Origin of the sequence: Fictibacillus sp. 7GRE50 (genome assembly GCF_015903875.1) — a bacterium.
Lineage (GTDB): Bacteria > Bacillota > Bacilli > Bacillales > Fictibacillaceae > Fictibacillus > Fictibacillus phosphorivorans.
Genome location: NZ_JACZDW010000001.1, coordinates 655,758 through 673,435, shown reverse-complemented (window position 1 = coordinate 673,435; position 17,678 = coordinate 655,758). Strand labels below are relative to the sequence as shown.

Annotated in this window: 20 protein-coding genes; 12 read left to right on the top strand and 8 right to left on the bottom strand. The window is 38.9% G+C overall.

Annotated elements, in window-relative coordinates; translation table 11 throughout:
* Positions 1 to 3 precede the first annotated feature (3 nt).
* Positions 4 to 1,437 carry an aldehyde dehydrogenase family protein gene (locus IHV12_RS03390; RefSeq protein ID WP_197189803.1) on the top strand — a complete coding sequence of 478 codons (1,434 nt, stop codon included), beginning with the start codon at positions 4 to 6 and terminating at the stop codon, positions 1,435 to 1,437.
* Positions 1,438 to 1,510: 73 nt separating this feature from the next.
* Positions 1,511 to 2,413 (top strand): AEC family transporter, encoded by a 903-nt coding sequence (locus IHV12_RS03385; protein WP_197190346.1) that lies wholly within the window; start codon positions 1,511 to 1,513, stop codon positions 2,411 to 2,413.
* A gap of 301 nt (positions 2,414 to 2,714) precedes the next feature.
* Here the strand turns inward: IHV12_RS03385 and IHV12_RS03380 are convergent, their stop codons facing one another.
* The 5 genes from IHV12_RS03380 to IHV12_RS03360 form a co-directional block, all read right to left on the bottom strand.
* Positions 2,715 to 3,440, bottom strand: coding sequence for an alpha/beta hydrolase (locus tag IHV12_RS03380; RefSeq protein WP_197189802.1), 726 nt, complete (start codon positions 3,438 to 3,440; stop codon positions 2,715 to 2,717).
* 6 nt (positions 3,441 to 3,446) lie between these two features.
* Positions 3,447 to 4,103 (bottom strand): hypothetical protein, encoded by a 657-nt coding sequence (locus IHV12_RS03375; protein ID WP_197129198.1) that lies wholly within the window; start codon positions 4,101 to 4,103, stop codon positions 3,447 to 3,449.
* 287 nt (positions 4,104 to 4,390) lie between these two features.
* On the bottom strand, positions 4,391 to 5,533 hold the full coding sequence (locus IHV12_RS03370) for a Ger(x)C family spore germination protein (protein WP_197189801.1): 1,143 nt from the start codon (positions 5,531 to 5,533) through the stop codon (positions 4,391 to 4,393).
* The gene (locus tag IHV12_RS03365; protein ID WP_197189800.1) at positions 5,530 to 6,630 is read right to left on the bottom strand and encodes a GerAB/ArcD/ProY family transporter; all 1,101 of its coding nucleotides are present in this window, start codon (positions 6,628 to 6,630) and stop codon (positions 5,530 to 5,532) included. Before IHV12_RS03365 ends, IHV12_RS03370 begins: the two co-directional genes overlap by 4 nt.
* A 3-nt stretch (positions 6,631 to 6,633) precedes the next feature.
* Positions 6,634 to 8,130 carry a spore germination protein gene (locus tag IHV12_RS03360; RefSeq protein ID WP_231620618.1) on the bottom strand — a complete coding sequence of 499 codons (1,497 nt, stop codon included), beginning with the start codon at positions 8,128 to 8,130 and terminating at the stop codon, positions 6,634 to 6,636.
* Positions 8,131 to 8,688: 558 nt separating this feature from the next.
* Between IHV12_RS03360 and IHV12_RS03355 the strand changes: the two genes are divergently transcribed.
* Entirely contained in the window at positions 8,689 to 8,868 is a 180-nt protein-coding gene (locus tag IHV12_RS03355) for an aspartyl-phosphate phosphatase Spo0E family protein (protein ID WP_197129209.1), read from the top strand.
* 10 nt (positions 8,869 to 8,878) lie between these two features.
* On the opposite strand, the gene IHV12_RS03350 is transcribed toward IHV12_RS03355, so the two are convergent.
* The gene (locus tag IHV12_RS03350) at positions 8,879 to 9,778 is read right to left on the bottom strand and encodes a LysR family transcriptional regulator (protein ID WP_197129212.1); all 900 of its coding nucleotides are present in this window, start codon (positions 9,776 to 9,778) and stop codon (positions 8,879 to 8,881) included.
* Positions 9,779 to 10,078: 300 nt separating this feature from the next.
* Between IHV12_RS03350 and IHV12_RS03345 the strand changes: the two genes are divergently transcribed.
* Both IHV12_RS03345 and IHV12_RS03340 read left to right on the top strand, forming a co-directional pair.
* Complete coding sequence (locus IHV12_RS03345) at positions 10,079 to 10,576, top strand: GNAT family N-acetyltransferase (RefSeq protein ID WP_197189798.1); 498 nt, start codon at positions 10,079 to 10,081, stop codon at positions 10,574 to 10,576.
* 121 nt (positions 10,577 to 10,697) lie between these two features.
* Complete coding sequence (locus IHV12_RS03340; RefSeq protein ID WP_197129217.1) at positions 10,698 to 11,321, top strand: methanogen output domain 1-containing protein; 624 nt, start codon at positions 10,698 to 10,700, stop codon at positions 11,319 to 11,321.
* 19 nt (positions 11,322 to 11,340) lie between these two features.
* On the opposite strand, the gene IHV12_RS03335 is transcribed toward IHV12_RS03340, so the two are convergent.
* Complete coding sequence (locus IHV12_RS03335) at positions 11,341 to 12,240, bottom strand: STAS domain-containing protein (protein ID WP_197129220.1); 900 nt, start codon at positions 12,238 to 12,240, stop codon at positions 11,341 to 11,343.
* A gap of 159 nt (positions 12,241 to 12,399) precedes the next feature.
* The gene (locus IHV12_RS03330) at positions 12,400 to 12,600 is read right to left on the bottom strand and encodes a cold-shock protein (RefSeq protein ID WP_066397748.1); all 201 of its coding nucleotides are present in this window, start codon (positions 12,598 to 12,600) and stop codon (positions 12,400 to 12,402) included.
* Positions 12,601 to 12,977: 377 nt separating this feature from the next.
* Between IHV12_RS03330 and moaA the strand changes: the two genes are divergently transcribed.
* The 7 genes from moaA (at position 12,978) to IHV12_RS03295 (ending at position 17,595) form a co-directional block, all read left to right on the top strand.
* Positions 12,978 to 13,997, top strand: coding sequence for a GTP 3',8-cyclase MoaA (gene moaA / locus IHV12_RS03325; RefSeq protein ID WP_197189797.1), 1,020 nt, complete (start codon positions 12,978 to 12,980; stop codon positions 13,995 to 13,997).
* 138 nt (positions 13,998 to 14,135) lie between these two features.
* Positions 14,136 to 14,996, top strand: coding sequence for a VOC family protein (locus IHV12_RS03320; RefSeq protein ID WP_197189796.1), 861 nt, complete (start codon positions 14,136 to 14,138; stop codon positions 14,994 to 14,996).
* Positions 14,997 to 15,061: 65 nt separating this feature from the next.
* Positions 15,062 to 15,736, top strand: coding sequence for a TVP38/TMEM64 family protein (locus IHV12_RS03315; RefSeq protein WP_197129228.1), 675 nt, complete (start codon positions 15,062 to 15,064; stop codon positions 15,734 to 15,736).
* 189 nt (positions 15,737 to 15,925) lie between these two features.
* Complete coding sequence (locus IHV12_RS03310) at positions 15,926 to 16,468, top strand: peroxiredoxin (protein ID WP_066397741.1); 543 nt, start codon at positions 15,926 to 15,928, stop codon at positions 16,466 to 16,468.
* A gap of 46 nt (positions 16,469 to 16,514) precedes the next feature.
* The gene (locus tag IHV12_RS03305; RefSeq protein ID WP_197189795.1) at positions 16,515 to 16,661 is read left to right on the top strand and encodes a hypothetical protein; all 147 of its coding nucleotides are present in this window, start codon (positions 16,515 to 16,517) and stop codon (positions 16,659 to 16,661) included.
* A 37-nt stretch (positions 16,662 to 16,698) separates the two neighbouring features.
* Positions 16,699 to 17,148: a TlpA family protein disulfide reductase gene (locus IHV12_RS03300; RefSeq protein WP_066397740.1), complete on the top strand. Its 450-nt coding sequence runs from the start codon at positions 16,699 to 16,701 to the stop codon at positions 17,146 to 17,148.
* Between the two features lie 12 nt (positions 17,149 to 17,160).
* Positions 17,161 to 17,595 (top strand): Dps family protein, encoded by a 435-nt coding sequence (locus IHV12_RS03295; protein ID WP_197129231.1) that lies wholly within the window; start codon positions 17,161 to 17,163, stop codon positions 17,593 to 17,595.
* The last annotated feature ends 83 nt before the right edge of the window (positions 17,596 to 17,678 follow it).

The following is a 17,678-nucleotide window of genomic DNA, read 5'->3' as shown; positions in this document are numbered from 1 at the left end:
TTTGTGGCGATAAATACAACGTATCAAACGTACGGACTATGGATTAACGGTGTTTGGAAAGAAAAAACAGAGGTCTTGGAAGTACTCAATAAATATACGCAGAATGTAGAAGCTGCGATTGCGCGCTCTGAAAAAAAGGATGTAGATGAAGCGGTAGAAGGAGCCAAAGAAGCATATAAAGAAACCTTCTCGGCATACGACCGTTATCTTGTGCTTATAAATGCTGCACGATTATTATTGGAGAAAAAAGAAGAGTTTGCTAGAGTGTTAGTCGCTGAAGTAGGTAAGCCGATTCGTGATTCAAGAGTCGAAGTAGAACGAGCTGCACAAACACTTGAAATCTCAGCTGAAGAAGCGAAGCGTATCCACGGTGAAGGGGTTCCTGTAGAATCAGCACCAGGTTCTGAAAATCGAATGGCTTTTACACTACGAGTTCCAGTTGGTGTTATTGCGGCAATTACACCATTTAATGTGCCGTTGAACCTTGTTTGTCATAAGATCGGTCCAGCTCTCGCTGCAGGAAATGCGGTCGTGCTGAAGCCCGCTGAAGTTACCCCATTTTGTGCCCTTATGTTAGCAGAGGTATTTAAGGAAGCTGGCTTGCCTGATGGCAGGCTCCAAGTCATTACAGGTGATGGTGCAGAAGTAGGCGGATGGCTACTAGAAAATCAAGACGTTAAGATGTTTACTTTTACCGGAAGTCCAAGAGTCGGTGAAATCATCAGACAAAAGGCAGGACTTCGCAAAGTATCACTCGAGTTAGGGAATAACTCCGCAACGATCGTTCACAAAGATGCAGATCTTGATAAGGCTGCAGCACTCCTTGCGAACAAAAGTTTTAATAATGCAGGTCAAGTATGTATTTCTGTTCAGCGTGTATATGTTCATCAAGATGTGAAAACTCCTTTTATTCAATTATTAAAAGATAAAACAGAGCAGCTGCAATCCGGTAATCCATTGGACGAAACTACCGATATCGGCCCGATGATCCGACAGGCTGAAGCTGAACGTGTTGAAGAGTGGGTGAACGAAGCAGTGGCTGACGGAGCAACTATTGTAACGGGTGGTAGACGGAATGGAGCATTTTACGAGCCTACTATACTATCAGATGTTAAAAGAGACATGAAAGTTTGTAAACAAGAAGTGTTTGGTCCTGTTGTTGGGATAGACACATATGCTACGATAGACGAAGTGATCGAACAAGTGAATGACTCGGATTATGGATTACAGGCAGGTCTCTTCACAAACGATCTTGCTTTCGCTATGAAAGCGGCGAAAGAGATTGAAGTGGGCGGACTTATCGTAAACGATGCCTCAGCATATCGAGTGGATCACATGCCATACGGTGGCGTAAAGAAGAGCGGGACAGGAAAAGAAGGCCCGCGCTATGCGATTGAAGAGATGACTGAAGAACGAATCATTGTTTTAAATTTGTAGCAAGAAAAAAGTGCTGATCTCACTTGGTCAGCCTTTTTCCGTTGTAGTTAACAGAAAGAAGGGGTAAGACATGATAGAGCTGTTGAGCATTATTCTTCCGGTATTTGCGATCTTTGGTATCGGATTTATCGGCCAAAAAACGATAGGTTTTGAAACGCAAACCCTTTCCAAGATGGCACTTTATCTGATGTCTCCTTTTCTCGTATTTCGAACGTTTTATGAAACTACTTTTACGAAAACGTATGGATATATGCTCATCTATACGCTCATTCTATGTTTCACTTTAATCGGTCTCGTGTATGTGATCAGTTATATTAAAAGATACAATATGCGGGAAACATGCGGTGTCATTTTGGCTTCTGCTTTTATGAATAATGGGAACTATGGTACGCCAGTCGCGCTGTTCGCGTTTGGGGCCGCAGGGTTAGATTATGCGGTTGTTCTTATGGTTATTCAGCAATTAGTCATGTGTACAGTTGGTGTGTATTATGCAGCAAAAGGCAGCCCGGAAAACGATGGTATCTCTTCAGCATTAAGAGCAGTAAGGCGTATGCCAATCGTATATGGAGCGATAGCGGGTGTTGTCTTTCAACAGTTACACATACCGATAAAAGGTTCTGTGTCAGAGGCTCTTGATCTTGTGGCGAATTCTGCGATACCGACCATTATGATCATACTCGGCATGCAGCTCGCGAAAATATCATTACGACATGTACAGGTGGAGAAGTTAACGTATTCGTTGCTACTAAAATTAGTGGTGTCACCTCTGATTGCATTTTGTATCACGTTGATACTTCCTGTAGATGATATGCTCGCAGCGATTATGATTCTGATGGCTGCGATGCCTTCAGCAGCAAATACGACGATGTATGCGTTACAGTTTGGAACAGAGCCTGATTTCGTATCGAGTGCAACCTTAGTAAGTACACTTTTTTCACTGATCACGCTGCCCATCTTGCTCGTGATTTTAATTTAAGGATGAGAAGAACTCAATGAAAAGTGGAAGTGGCTCGTTCAGCCCCGACCAGCAAAAGTTGAATGGGCTATGAAGGCGCACTTTGCTCATCACAGACCGTTAAACTTTTGACCTCGAGCGGCTAGTCACTGCAACCAGGCAGGTGAGACACTTATACGGAACCGTACGAATGTGGCTCACCGCCTGCCCCGCGGAAAGCGAGCATCTGCAACGAAAATCAACTACTTTCAAAAGTAATGAATACGAAATAAGCTTTAATAAATAAAAAACTCACAAAAATAGTGAGTTTTTTTCTTATGTGTTAATGCTTTTCTAACCACTTAATTATCTCTTCCGCAACAATATCCTGCTGTGTTGTAGCTGAAATGTCAGCTTCATTATCCCCTTTTTGTTTTCCATACATGCCGAATCCAGCATGATTTCCGCCTTGAATCTCAAATAGAACAGTCTCACGTGACAGCAAGCTTTTCGTTTCTTCAATCTTATCCCTAGTCGTTAGCCCATCTTTTTCTGCGTAAATAGATAAGATCGGTGTGTCTTTGTTAGAAAAGTCATCTCCACTAGCAGGATAAGAGGCAAGCAGGATAACACCATCTACTACATTGGGATTTTTATGTGCAAATGTAGCAGCGCTTACCCCTCCTAAGGAGTGCCCACCAATAAACCATTTCTTAATCGATGGATTACGGTTAATCCATTCTTCTGCTTTATTTGCTTCAAGCATCGCAAGATTTAGATTAAATTTCGGAATTCCGACGGTGTACCCAGCGTCTGACAATACTTTACCGAGATAACCATATGCTTCTGGTTCAACTTTTGCACCCGGATAAAGGATAACCCCAACTTCTTTATTAGTACCACTAGGTTTGAACGTTACCCAATCGTCTTCATGCTCGATGTCTCCAACACTTTTCAACAGTTCTTTAGTAGGTTCATATGTCTGTTGAGTCCACACAAAAAATCCGATCAAGCAGCATACAAATAGTACTGCGATTACAAGAATTGCTCTTTTGATTATCCTTTTCATATTAAGTTAAGCACCTTTCAATTGGCGGTCTTGATGAATCTTTGTTGCAACAAGCGTGATCATCAAAAACAACTCAAAGCCGTTCGTGACAGCGGCACTTTCCACAGATATAGGAACCGCGCTTCCAACTGTCATCACAACTGAACCAATCAACATCCACTTCCAGCCTGTTTTTTTCCAGAGGATCGCTCCTGCCGTGATCAAAGCAATAGACACGAACAGAACCATGAGAGGAGGACCTGATGAAGGTTCTGCAGAAACATATCGAAGTAAACCGTGTTCTCTTTCAGGAACGATTTTTACCCCATATGTTTCAGTGATAATTTCCATTATGACAAGGGCGATCGTGTAAAAAAGAGCTACTATGTATACAATTTTACGTTTGGCGAACTCAATTCCAGCTCTGTTTAAAACACTCCATGAAAATAGAACGAGGGTAGGTGTGAAGAACGCATGAAACCAAAATCGTAAATAGCTCAAATTCTCTAAAAGTGGTCCTTCACCTAAGAATTTCCCTATAGCGATCAATCCGTTATCATAAACAAGTCCGAACACTACCAAAAAGAGTAGGGAAGAAGCATCCCATCTGTTACCGAAGTTTATGCACATGATAAGCAAAACAAGGTAAGCCGCTGTATAAATAAAATAGAAGACTGTATCCATGAAATTCCCCCCAAAGTTTATACTCATAAGAATTACCTTATCCATACAAGACGAAACGTTATGAGTACATCATAGTCTAAAAATGAGGAACATCAACAACGAATTTCACGTATTGTTCATTTTTTTGAAGTGGTGCGGGCTTCCTTTTTCCATAGTGGCATACCTCTTTTTTGCAGCAACTTATATAGTGTGATATAGGTGAATGGAAATAAGAAGGATAGTAGGGTGAAAAAGATAAACCGCCAAGTAAGAATGCGGGTTAAAAATTCATTCATTTCGAACATCGCTTATCTTAGACCTCCTGCTGAGCTAATTGTCGTATAGATCTGTGTGTTTATCTTTACTTGGCTAAAGTGATTTTCACCTGTTTCCCAGTCATTTTTTAGTTTTAGCCACTCTTTATGATGATGCTTTTCCATGTAGACACCGAGACCTAGAATATCGGTTTTATATTGGTTCTGAAGTTTCTTAATAAATGACTCTGTTTTTTTAGCGACCTGTTTTTCTACTTCTTTTTTCACATGATCTGCTGAAACGGTACGTGAATCCATCTGTTTATTGACTTCTTGAATCTCTCCTTCTAGGCTGATTTTGATCGTGAATGTAAGCTGACCGTTTTTAGTTGGAACGAGTTTGATCTTACTTTTCGATTTATCTATTTTATAGATGTAGAGATCCTCATCTAATTCGAAAAAAAGCATACCTTTTTGAAATTCACCGTTCAAAATGTTCATAGCTTCTGTATCTTTTTCATTAAGTATTTGCGTCAATCTGCTTGATTCCCCTTTTATGATAGCGGCACCACCAAGCTTGATCTCTTCTGTATTCTTATAATGTAACATTGGCAGGACGAAAGAACGGTGAGCTAACAGGTCTTCCTGCAGATCTCCTAACCTCTTAATGCTCGCAGTACGGGAATGATTTTGTACATTAGCAGATAGTGTATCGATATAGAGTGATGGCAGTTTTTCGTTATTCTCAACGTCAAGATACTGCTTCGTGTCTCCTTTTGTAATAAAGACACGTACACTCCGCCTAATATCTTCATGTCTGACAAAAAAATCTAGCAGACGCTCCATTCTTTCTGGTTGTCTTGCAACCTTATCTGAAACCAATATAATCTGGTTGTGGGCAAAATATAACTCTTTATTCGAGAATTGAGCAATTTTTGATATTTGTTCAGATATATCATGTCCTTTTTCCTGAAAGTTTTGATACGCTTTTTCGTTCGTTACTTCAGGTTTTAGGGACCTTGGGACAGCCACTTGAAAAGTTCCGTTCATCATTGGTTGATTTGAATCATCACCCAATGTTTCCTGATCGATTCCGACACCAATCACAAAAGCCTTTTTCTCGATCTCTCGTGCTCCGCAACCTTGCAACAAGTTAATAAGGAGGAGGGTTGATAGCATATAACAAAGCTTCTTCATGATTTCACTCCTCTAATCTTAGCGATAATATAAAGAGGGACCGGCACGATTGCAATTAATGCTAAGCTGACTCGTCCGATAAACGTTCCCATCGCTTCAATACCTTCCATGCCAATCGGAACCATCGAGACGAAGAAAATGATAGGAGATAAGATGACGATCAGTGTCTCTTTCTTTGCTTTTTTAAATAGAGATTCTAAGACGACGAGTGAAGAATCAATAGACATTGATGTTGTATTAAAGATCGTCATGATCCAAATGGTAAAATAGACAGATTCGAATCTCTCAAAAAAACCTCCAGGAAGTTCAATCTCCTTACCTAGCTCGATCGTTGGATTCTCTAAAAAATCAGTTCCGAGATTAGAAAAGACAGCCACACACGAAACAAAGACCAGCGTGTAGATGATAATGGAAATAAATACACCTTTCACCGCAGCAGAGGATGCTTTATCAGGTTCATTAACAAGGTAAGAATAGCTTAAGATTATAGAGATGCCGGTGAACGAAAAGAATATATTGATCATACCTGATCCATAGCCTTGCAAGTCTGTTGTGAGCAACGGGTAAAAATTATCTAGATGCATGATCCGAATGTTTAAAACAACTAATAACAATGACACGATTAATACGACAGGTAAAAACATCGAGTTTATACGAATGAGTGCTGTACGAGAACCAAAAAGAGCATATAGCGTAACAAGCAAAAAAAGCAGACTTAAACTATCAGAGCTCGTGTTTGGCAACAGATATTTCTTCGTTATCTCTGCGATTGCTCGTATTTCATAGGCTGCTAATAAAGCAAAAAATGCACCATAAATTATGATTAAAGGCAGGGCGAGTGGCTTTGGGATGATTCCTAGCAAAATTTCATAGATGCCTTTACCCGGAAACATACGAACGAATTGACCCATGATCCATACGATACCTAGCACCATTCCACCCATTACAAGAATGCTGATCACACCGTCGATGCCGTTTGTTACGGTCGTGATATAGCGAGGCAGATTAAAGATACCAACACCAATGACCATGGAAGCTACGGCGTACATTAATTCTTTAGCACTAATGGAACGATCGGTGTATTTGACTTTGCTCACAGTTTATTCCTCTTTCTCTGGACGGACTTCATCTACTGTATCTAAGAAAACAGGTTTTTTTTTAATAAATGATATGGGCAAGCGTAGGAATAGCTCTTTCCAGTCGTTGATAAAGATAGGTGCAAGAGGTGCGGCGTATGGAATACCTAGACTGGTCAGATTGACTACATGTATGACAAGTACAATAAAAGCAAGTGAAATTCCATAGAGCCCCATCATGCCTGCAGCAAAAATAAAACTGAACAAGAGGATTCTATAGGTTACACCCATGCTATAGACCGGTAATGTAAAAGAAGCGATTGCAGTGATTGCAATTACGATGACCATTACGGTACTCACGATTCCAGCTTGAACAGCAGCTTCTCCAATAACGATTCCTCCCACGATACCAATCGTTTGTCCGATGGGTTTCGGAAGACGCAGTCCTGCTTCCCGTAAAAGTTCCATCGTGATCGCCATCATCAGAGCCTCAACAAATGCTGGAAAAGGAACCCCTTCACGCGAAGCAGCAATTGAAAATGCGAGACGTGACGGAATTAAGCCTTGATGAAAGGAAACAAGTGCTATATAAAAGGATGGAAGAAATAGTGAGATGAAAACAGCGAATGCACGGAGCATGCGCAGCAATGACCCAATGTGCCATCTTTCATAATAATCTTCAGGTGACTGAACCGTATCCAGGATCGAGATAGGTGCGATCAGTGCGTTTGCTGTCTGATCAGGGATAATCGCTAATCTTCCTTGCAAGAGTGAGAGTGCAACTTTATCAGGACGTTCCGTGCTAATAAACTGTGGAAAGGGAGACATAAAGTTGTCTTCTATCGATTGTTCAATAATGCCTGAGTCGATAGGTGCATCAATGCTTATATGCTGTAAACGATGTCTTGCTTCTTCTACGATTGCAGGATTGATCACATCACCTATATACAATAAAGCTACTTTTTTCTTCCCTCGTTCACCAATAACAAAAGTCTCTATCTTCAGGTTCTCATCTGTGATCTGTTTACGAATCATCGCGATGTTGACACCGATCTCTTCTGTAAAACTTACTTTAGGCCCACGAATAAGAGATTCTGTTTGTGGTTCCTCGATCGCCCGAACTTTGCCGCCATACGTATCCACACTAAAGCCTTCGTTTATGGAATCCAATAAGATGATGGTTTTGCCGCTCAAAAGATGGTTGATCACATCTTTCGTTTTCGATATCTTAGCGGTTTGAGCGGTTAGGTAGATATCAGAATACATTTGCTCAAACAACGACGAATCCACAGGTGGTGCGTATTTTATATATTTAATTGATTTTAAGATGTTTTGCAGCTTATCTGAATCAACTAAGTTTGCCATATACAGAATAGTTAAAGGTGTATTTCTGATTTCGTACTGTAGCATTTTCAAATCAGGTGTTGGACCGAGCGTAGTTTGAATTCCTTCCAGATTGCTAGAAAGACTGTTACTTAATAATGGGGAGTGGTCTATTTGTGAATTTCCTTCTTTTTTCAATGCAACAGACCTCCCTCTTTTTTTACTAGGTATGTCCATTGAATGAGGTGTTTATTCCATTAATAGGGTAGATGAGAAAATATATAGGACGTGCAAAAGAAAAGAGAAGCCCATAAGCTTGAATGGAGCTTCTCTTTTCGTATATATTGTTGTTCTTGAAAGTAGTTGATCTCCGTTCCAGGTGCTCGCTTTCCGGTGGCGTGCGGTGAGCAACCTTGACGCTTTGCGCCAGAATGTGTCTCACCTGTATGCTCCTTGCTCCTGCGTCTACAAGTTAATGCTAGAGGAGTAAGCTTCCTCGTCGCATGTCTTGTGAGATGTACTTCAGGTGGCAGGCACGCACCTTACACTCCAATCAACTGGACAGCGATGTTTTTAAAATAATATGTCCAAACGGTCATTTAGAAATAAGTTACTTAAATAATAAAACACAAAATACATTAAGAATAGATTAGTGGTCTTTAACTATTTCTAAATTTACATAAAAACAAAGAACAACTATCATAAATGCATATCCATTTATTTGGAAGTATTGTGTAGATAGAAAGGAAATCATTCATGGATGTTGATCTGAATATACTATTGCAAGAAATTAAAATCTGCCGTCAAGAAATGTATGATCTTAAACCAAGCTCCAATGATTTTTCAGATGCTGATCTCGTCAAACAGAGTCAAAAGCTGGACAAACTAATCTACCTTTATCAAAAAGCAATCATGGAGAATCCATCTGTAAAATAAGATATTGAGATTACTGGTCTAAAAGAAATTTAACCTTCTCTTTAAATTCTTTCGCTTCTGTCGAGAGCCCTTTTGTTAAAGGATATAGTGTCCAGAAGTCTTGGTAGATCAGATCAGGCTGCATAAACGGAATAATCGCTAAATTGCTGTTTCTTACATCTGCGTTGTTTTTGAAAGTAAAATTAAAAACAAAAGAAAAAGCATGTCCATCCAAGATCGCAGAACGCATGACTTCAATATTATTGGATGAGAATAGAATCTGTTCGTTCTTTACGTATTTGTCATTAAATGTTATACCGCCTTTTGAATTGTAAATTACCAGTTTCTCATCGCTCAACTCATCTGGAGTAAGAAAATCTTTGTAATACAACGAAGATTTCTTGCCTGCACAAACGCAAACATGTCCCGTATACAACAGTTCATAATCCACTCCTTTTTCATGCTGAAGGTTGGATACTTCATAATCGGTAAATGGACTTAATCCAATATCAATATGTCCGTTCTTCATTTCCTCTAATATATGATCTTGATCGATCTCTCTAATCATAACGTTCGTTTCAGGAAATTGTTCATGAAACAATAAGAAGGCATCGTACACGATGTACATTAAAGCTGGTGCACAACCAACCTTTAAAACATGTTTTTTTGCATGTTGTTTATCTGCTAATTCTTCATGAAGCTCTTGCATCTTCTTAAGAATCTCGTAGGCTTTTGATACAATAAATTTTCCATCAGTAGTGGGAATTGTACCTTGTCTAGACCGAGTAAAAATGGTAACGCCAAACTCTTTTTCAAGTTGAGTGATAGATTGTGATATTGCTGAAGGAGATAGGTGTAGTTTGTCTGCCGCCTTCGTAATCGAACTTTCTTTGGCCACTTCTACAATATATTTCATTTGTTCTAAGTTCATCGTTATCTCCTTTATTTAAGCTATGTTTAACTAAGTTAATTTTATTTCATTTTATCTTAAATAACGAGAAAGTTGTTGCATTTAAAGTAATTTAGGAAAGAAATTTATGAAAAAGATCAATTGACGCTATTAATTGATTAAGTAGTTACATGTGTCAAAGCTCTTGAATGAATACGGAAGGGATAAGTAAAAAAGGGAATTATTGTTTATAAACGAATACTTTTTAAAGAGAAGGTACCATATACCCGACATTCATTAAGTATAGTTAAAACCATTAGCCCCTGACAGAGGAGGAAAAAAATGATTGAAACGCACCGTCTTCTATTACTACCTTTTACTTATGAACTTGCGGAGGCCACACTTAAGAGTAAAGAAGATCTGATCAATTTACTAAACTACAATGTATCCAAAGAGTGGCCGAGTCCGCAATATATGAAGTTGATCAAGATTCAAAAAGACAAGCTGCAACAAACGCCTGATAGTAGTGCATGGGGCAGAATAGCCATTGATAAGGAAACACGTACACTATTTGGAGAAATAGGATGTAAAGCTCCACCAGATGAGAAGGGGAGAGTTGAGATTGGATATGGCATGGTAGGTGAAGCGCGAAACAAAGGGTATGCCACTGAAATGGTAATTGGATTCACGGAGTGGCTTTCTTCACATCCAGAAGTTGAAATTATTTCTGCAGAGTGTCTAATAAGCAATACTACATCTGTAAAAGTACTGAAAAAATCAGGATTTATGATCATAAGAGAGGTAAACGATATAATTTATTGGGAAAAGTCACAAAAATAATTTACTTGGATAATTAAAATAATGTTTTAAACCATCTCATTCGGGTATCCAAAGAGTGTTGTCCATATCTTGCCAAAATAAGTGAAACAGCATGTAATTCAAAAGAAAGGGTAGATGCAGTATGAACCTTTCAAAAGGTGAATTGAATGGACACACTTTTTTAGCAAAACTCATTACTCAATATGCCCATATTCATAAAAAAGCAATTGGTCCCGCTGCGGAAAGATATATTGAGCAGCTAGGTCTACGTACCGGCGAATGGATAGAAAGATTTTATGATGATCCATTAGACTGGACAGTTGATCAATACGTTCATGTCATTGTGGATTTAAAAAATTCCATCGGCGGGCATTTTGAGATTGTCAGTGTAAAGCCTGACCATGTAATAGTTCGTGCAAAAGAGTGTCCTTTCGGGGAGTTTGTTAAGGATGCACCGCACTTATGCAAAATGACATCCAGTGTACTTGGTGGAATAGCAGCACGAAAATTTGGTTATGGAAAAGTCTCGCTGCGTCAAAGGATAGCCTTAGGAAATCCTATCTGTGAAGTAGCCATTTACTTTCAGCCTGATGAACGAGAACAAGGAGATATCTATCAAGGCATTCCAGTCACACCTGAAAACGGTGATCCTTTTTCTTGGGAAGAAGAGACCATCAGTATGCTTAATAATGAGCTAAAAAAATGTGATGAGATGGTTGAGTCACTTCTAAATGAGCTCGAAGAATTAAAAAGTGGAAAATCATAAAGATAATTAAAACAGACCCTTAATTAGAGTCTGTTCTTTTTGTTTTTTTATTTGTTTTATCCAATTTACCATACCCAAAGTCAGCCAATGCTTGAAGCAGGTTTCCTTTTAACGTAATCTCATCAAAATCTAAATTCAAGCTTACTGATGTTTGTGCGATCTCAGGGCTTAAACCGGTTAAAGTTGTTTTGACCCCTAAAAGTTTTAGCGTTGAGACAAGTTGGAAAAGTCGGTGAGCGACCATCGTATCAATATAACTCACACCGGATAGGTCGATAACTAAAGAAGTGATTTCATGATCTAAACACTGTTGCAGCGTAGCTTCGAGTAAGAGCTTTGCACGATTCGTGTCAATATCGCCGACAACGGGCAGAACGGCAACTCCAGGAAAAAGAGGCACAACAGGAACAGATAATTCTTGAAGAGATAGATGGAACTGTTTCGTCATTTCCCTGTAATTATTTACATAAGATTTGCTGAATGCTTGTACAGCGTAATCAATCATAGGATTAATCGTCGTAGAAATATGCAATACCGAGTGTGGAGACATTGCTTGCAACGAACCTTCTTCTTTTATAAAATCCCAGATCACATCGCGATAGTAAGACGTACTTTCAAGTGTGACATCTAGCGGCTGTCCAGAATGTACAGCAAGCATGCCAATATTTTCTCCCCACTCATAAATCGTTTTTTTGGAGTCTGAGACCTTTCCAGAAACTGCATCTCCCAGTAGTCGAATGAATGCAATGGACTGTTGAAGTTCCTCGTTATTATTCAATGGAGCATTTTGTTGAAGGGAAACATATGCGTTGCTATCTTTTATGTTATTCATGATCTTCTCTGCAATTTGAGGTGCATTTTCAGAAATTCGTGTACCGATTTCAATTTGATCTTGTTTCTGCTTCATTTGAAGATCCATTTTGAACTCCTAATTATTTTAGACGTTAAATATATTTTAACAAAAACAATTAACACATGTTTGAATTTACTGAAAAAAATTTTGAGTAAGATGATTATGACTTTCGGGGATAAAAAAAACAGGCCTCTTTTTCAAGAGTCCTGTTTATCTATTGGTTTATTAAGCTTTACGTACGTTAGTAGCTTGAGGTCCGCGTTGTCCTTGTTCAACTTCGAACGTTACGTCTTGACCTTCGTCTAAAGATTTGAAACCGTCAGCTTGGATAGCTGAGAAGTGTACGAATACATCGTCTCCACCTTCGCGCTCGATGAATCCGAAACCTTTTTCTGCGTTAAACCATTTAACTTTACCTTGTTCCATTTTTGTTGCCTCCTGTCGTGCCAAACCGCACAATAATACTATCTCTGCTCAAAAATATCAAGATAATAGGTCTACCTGTACAATCGAACAAAAATAATTCTTATTTATCGTAACATTTTACTAACCAATAAACAAGTAGAACAAGAAAAAGGAAATGATTAAATATTCGGTATGCTCTTAGAAAGCTGTTATAACAAGGAATAGTGAAGTACAAGTAGAGAAAATTTGGTAATAATGGTCTATTTAAAATTTTAAATAGTGATTATGAACTATTCTCGTTCTCTTTAAAGAAGCTGAGTTTTGTAAGTAATTCTGGTTTTAACTTCCTTTTATTCGTGGTACATTGATAAAAATACTAAAACAAATGATGTGATGATATGAATGAAAGTAATGGAATCACTGATCGATTGCATCGTCCGCTTCAGGACTTGCGGATCTCGGTAACCGATCAATGTAATTTTCGGTGTACCTATTGTATGCCTAAAGAAATTTTCGGATCAGATTATCCATTCTTAACACGAACTGAGCTATTATCTTTCGATGAGATCATACGTATTGCTTCCCAGTTTGCAAAGGCAGGTGTGGAAAAAATTCGAATTACTGGCGGTGAACCTTTACTTCGAAAAAACCTGCCAGATCTGTTAAAGCGTCTTCGGGCTATAGAGGGAATTCGAGATATTGCGTTAACGACCAATGGCGTGCTTCTTCCTAAGATGGCTGTTTCTTTAAAGAAAGCAGGAATGGACAGAGTAACAGTGAGTTTGGATACGCTTGATGACCATCTGTTTGGCACTATTAATGGAAGAGGTGTAGGCGTATCACCTGTTTTAAAAGGAATAGAAGCTGCACATGAAGCGGGTCTTGCTGTCAAAATAAATATGATGGTCAAAAAGGGAATTAACGACAAAGAGATTCTCCCAATGGCTCGTTATTTTAAAGATACGCCATATGTTTTGCGTTTTATTGAATATATGGATGTGGGGACTTCAAACGGTTGGAATTGGGATGATGTAGTTGCAAAGAATGAGATCTTAACGATGATTGATTCAGAGATGCCTTTAAAGCCCATTGATCGTAAGTATTATGGAGAAGTAGCCAAACGGTATCAGTATGCAGATGGTAAAGGTGAGATTGGTATTATCTCTTCAATCAGTGACACATTTTGCTCGACTTGTACAAGAGCAAGATTGTCTGCAGACGGAAAAGTATACACGTGCCTTTTTACTGGACGAGGAACTGATCTAAAAGATTTTGTACGAGACGGTGCCACTGACGAAGATCTGTATAACCGTATTGTTCAAATATGGCGAAATCGATCTGACCGCTATTCAGATGAAAGAAAAGAACAGGGAATGAGCGAAAGAAAAAAAATAGAAATGTCATATATAGGAGGCTGAGACGATCAGCCTCTTTTTCTCATTTTCTTTTTTCTGGTTGAAGTTTGTTAATAACTATTTTATAATAACTTACATAAAGTAATTAAATTACGTTTAACATAAATAATTTCACTATTAAATAGGAAAGAAGGAAGAAAGATGACGCCTATTCATGAAAAAACTCATATCGGAAGTGTGACTTTAAAAGTTAGAAATTTGGAGAAACTTGTTACCTTCTATACAGAAACGATTGGTCTACAAGTGTTAACAAAACGGAAATCTATCGTGGAATTAACAGCAGACGGCAAAACGCCACTTATCATTTTAGAAGGTAATCCTGAGCTTCGTGCGAGACCAATAAAAAGTGCAGGCTTATATCACTTGGCATTGCTTGTACCAAGTAGAACAGATCTTGCAAATGTTCTTTACCATTTTATTGAGACAAATACACACTTACAAGGAGCATCTAACCACAGGTTTAGTGAAGCTATCTATCTACAAGATCCTGAGAACAACGGAATTGAAATTTATAGAGATGTTAATCGCGAAGATTGGCGACGAGATGAAAGAGGAAAATTACCTGCTGTCAGCGAACCATTAGACGTACAAAGTCTTTTAGCAGAAAGAGATACAAAGACTTGGAATCGCCTGCCAGAAAACACGGTTATGGGCCATGTGCATTTGAATGTATTAAATATTGCCGAAGCCGAAACTTTCTACATGAACATATTAGGTTTTGAAGAACAGACAAGGATGGGGAACCATGCTTTATTCATCTCCGCTGGAGGTTATCATCACCATATTGCCGTAAATATTTGGAACGGAAGAGATGGCCAGTCAAATCGAGATGATGTTACAGGACTTCTTCATTATGAAATCATCGTTCCATCGCTGTTGGAAGTCGAAAAAGTTTTAGGTGCTCTAGAACGTGAGCAAGTTCCATATCATATAGAGTCGCAAACCATTTTGTTAAAAGACCCTTCAGGCAACGGTATCGTGATTAAAGCCGAACAGCGCTAACGTTTACAAACTCTCAGAAACAGGAATATTAAAAGTAAGAAAAAAACGGCAAAGAGGGGGGTTATATGAAAAGAAGTACTTTGGTAAAGATCACCGCAATCTTATTGATTGTTCTGTTTTTATTTGCTCTTAACCATTTTGTCTTTAAAATAACCCCCATGTCTTTGCGTGATTGGGTATTGTCCTTTGGGATGGTCGCTCCCATCGTCTATATCATTGTAAATGTAATCCGGCCTTTTACTCTATTTCCAATCTCTGTTCTTTCACTTGCAGGTGGTTTAGCATTCGGGGTAGTATGGGGAACTGTTTATACAGTTTTCTCAGCTACAATTGGTGCCATTTTATCGTTCTACATCGCCAAACATCTTGGGGCGAGATGGATCAAACAAAAAACAGATTCACCTTCAAGAATTGAGAAATGGCAGAATCAACTTAAGGAAAAAGGTTTTGTTTACATCTTCTTATTGAGAATCATTCCGGTACTGAATTTTGATGTTGTTAGCTATGTGGCTGGAATCTCTAAACTTAAACTCCGCTCCTATATTTTAGCTACGATGCTTGGCGTTTTACCAGGAACACTCGCATATAACTTGCTTGGTGACAGTTTTATTAAAGGAAATGGAACAATCATCGCAATTGCAATCGGCTTAGCGCTATTTGCAGCTTGTATACCTATTCTAATGAAAAACAAACAGATGATTACCAGTCAAATTCATCAGCATAAAGAAGATAACGCATAGCCTTACTCTTACCCTTAGAGTAAGGCTTTTTTGTTTGTTTTCTTGATGTTTGAGCATAATACTTGTTCCTTATTAATAATTATTATAAATTAGTATTGACTTCAAAATAGAAGTGAGTATAATAAAGATTGTGAACAACACATGATAATGATATTCATTATCATTTGAATAAAAGGAGTGGAATTTAAAATGGCAGAACGTATGGTAGGAAAACAAGCACCTCGCTTTGAGATGGAAGCGATCATGCCTAATAAAGAAACGAAAAAAGTAAGCTTAGAAAAGAACATGGAAGATGGAAAATGGACCGTTCTTTTCTTCTATCCAATGGATTTCACTTTTGTATGTCCAACTGAAATCACCGCTTTATCAGATAGATATAGTGAATTCGAAGACTTAGATGCGGAAGTAATTGGGGTATCAACGGACACCGTTCATACGCATTTGGCGTGGATCAACACGAGTCGTGAAGATAACGGGCTTGGTGAGTTGAACTATCCTCTCGCTGCTGATACGAACCACCGTGTATCACGTGATTATGGAGTTTTGATCGAAGAAGAAGGTGTTGCACTTCGTGGCATGTTCATCATCAATCCAGAGGGCGAGATGATGTATCAAGTGGTCTTCCACAACAACATCGGCCGTGATGCTGATGAGACACTGCGTGTACTTCAAGCACTACAAACAGGCGGACTTTGCCCAGCAAACTGGAAGCCAGGGCAAAAGACACTTTAAAAATATTATTGCTTCGAGGTTATTAAATGAATTTCCTCGTTGAACGTTGATTGGAGTGGAAGGTGCGAGACTCCTGCGGGACAAGCGGTCAGGTGAGACACTTAAAGGCGCAAAGCGGCAAGTGGCTCACCGCCTGCCCCGCGGAAAGCGAGCAACCTGGAACGGAAATCAACTACATCTTGCAATTACTTAAGAATAAAACTAACGAACAATTTTTGGAGGAATATTAGATGAAATTACGTGAACAAATGCCTGAACTTGATGGTGCTACAACTTGGTTGAATGAAGAAGTGACGAAAGAAGAATTGGTTGGAGAAAAAGCAACACTAATTCACTTCTGGTCCGTAAGCTGCGGATTGTGTAAAGAAGCGATGCCTGATGTTAACGAACTTCGCGATGAATATGAAGACGATCTAAACGTAGTGGCTGTTCACATGCCGCGATCAGAAAATGATCTAGACATGAGCGTTATCGAACAGATGGCAATCGGACATGACATCACACAGCCTATCTATGTAGATAGCGAGCATAAATTAACCGATGCTTTTGAAAACAAATATGTACCTGCGTACTATGTGTTTGATAAAGAAGGTAAGCTTCGTCACTTCCAAGCTGGTGGAAGCGGAATGGACATGCTTCGCAAGAGATTGAACCGTGTGTTAAACGAAGAAACAAAATAAGGAGATGATACGATGAATACCATTCAAGAAGTATTGAATCGTCAAGTAGCTAACTGGAATGTGTTGTTTGTAAAACTACACAACTATCACTGGTATGTAAAAGGACCTCACTTTTTCACACTTCATGAAAAGTTTGAAGAGCTCTATAATGAAGCGGCAACGAACATTGACGAATTAGCTGAGCGACTGCTCGTACTAAAAGGAACACCAGTTGCAACGATGAAAGAATATTTAGAGTTGGCAACGGTAGAAGAAGCGAATACAAACGAATCTGCAGAAGTTATGGTTCAAAACGTTATTAACGATTTTGAACTACTGATCGCTGAGATTAAAGAAGGAATGGAAGTAACCGAGCGTGAAGGTGATGAGGTAACGCACGACATGTTATTATCCGTTCGTGAAAGCTTAGCAAAACATAATTGGATGCTTCGTGCGTTCGTAAGCTAATCTAAAAAGGAGTGACTTCGGTCGCTCTTTTTTTGTGCACTGATTATATTTCTAAAAATTATAATTATTCTGCAATTTTAACG

Bases quoted from the DNA above. Each gene is read 5' to 3' on its own strand.
- IHV12_RS03380 (WP_197189802.1), bottom strand. From the start codon at position 3,440: ATGAAAAGGATAATCAAAAGAGCAATTCTTGTAATCGCAGTACTATTT.
- IHV12_RS03375 (WP_197129198.1), bottom strand. From the start codon at position 4,103: ATGGATACAGTCTTCTATTTTATTTATACAGCGGCTTACCTTGTTTTG.
- IHV12_RS03370 (WP_197189801.1), bottom strand. From the start codon at position 5,533: ATGAAGAAGCTTTGTTATATGCTATCAACCCTCCTCCTTATTAACTTG.
- IHV12_RS03355 (WP_197129209.1), top strand. From the start codon at position 8,689: ATGGATGTTGATCTGAATATACTATTGCAAGAAATTAAAATCTGCCGT.
- IHV12_RS03350 (WP_197129212.1), bottom strand. From the start codon at position 9,778: ATGAACTTAGAACAAATGAAATATATTGTAGAAGTGGCCAAAGAAAGT.
- IHV12_RS03345 (WP_197189798.1), top strand. From the start codon at position 10,079: ATGATTGAAACGCACCGTCTTCTATTACTACCTTTTACTTATGAACTT.
- IHV12_RS03340 (WP_197129217.1), top strand. From the start codon at position 10,698: ATGAACCTTTCAAAAGGTGAATTGAATGGACACACTTTTTTAGCAAAA.
- IHV12_RS03335 (WP_197129220.1), bottom strand. From the start codon at position 12,240: ATGGATCTTCAAATGAAGCAGAAACAAGATCAAATTGAAATCGGTACA.
- IHV12_RS03330 (WP_066397748.1), bottom strand. From the start codon at position 12,600: ATGGAACAAGGTAAAGTTAAATGGTTTAACGCAGAAAAAGGTTTCGGA.
- moaA (WP_197189797.1), top strand. From the start codon at position 12,978: ATGAATGAAAGTAATGGAATCACTGATCGATTGCATCGTCCGCTTCAG.
- IHV12_RS03320 (WP_197189796.1), top strand. From the start codon at position 14,136: ATGACGCCTATTCATGAAAAAACTCATATCGGAAGTGTGACTTTAAAA.
- IHV12_RS03315 (WP_197129228.1), top strand. From the start codon at position 15,062: ATGAAAAGAAGTACTTTGGTAAAGATCACCGCAATCTTATTGATTGTT.
- IHV12_RS03310 (WP_066397741.1), top strand. From the start codon at position 15,926: ATGGCAGAACGTATGGTAGGAAAACAAGCACCTCGCTTTGAGATGGAA.
- IHV12_RS03300 (WP_066397740.1), top strand. From the start codon at position 16,699: ATGAAATTACGTGAACAAATGCCTGAACTTGATGGTGCTACAACTTGG.
- IHV12_RS03295 (WP_197129231.1), top strand. From the start codon at position 17,161: ATGAATACCATTCAAGAAGTATTGAATCGTCAAGTAGCTAACTGGAAT.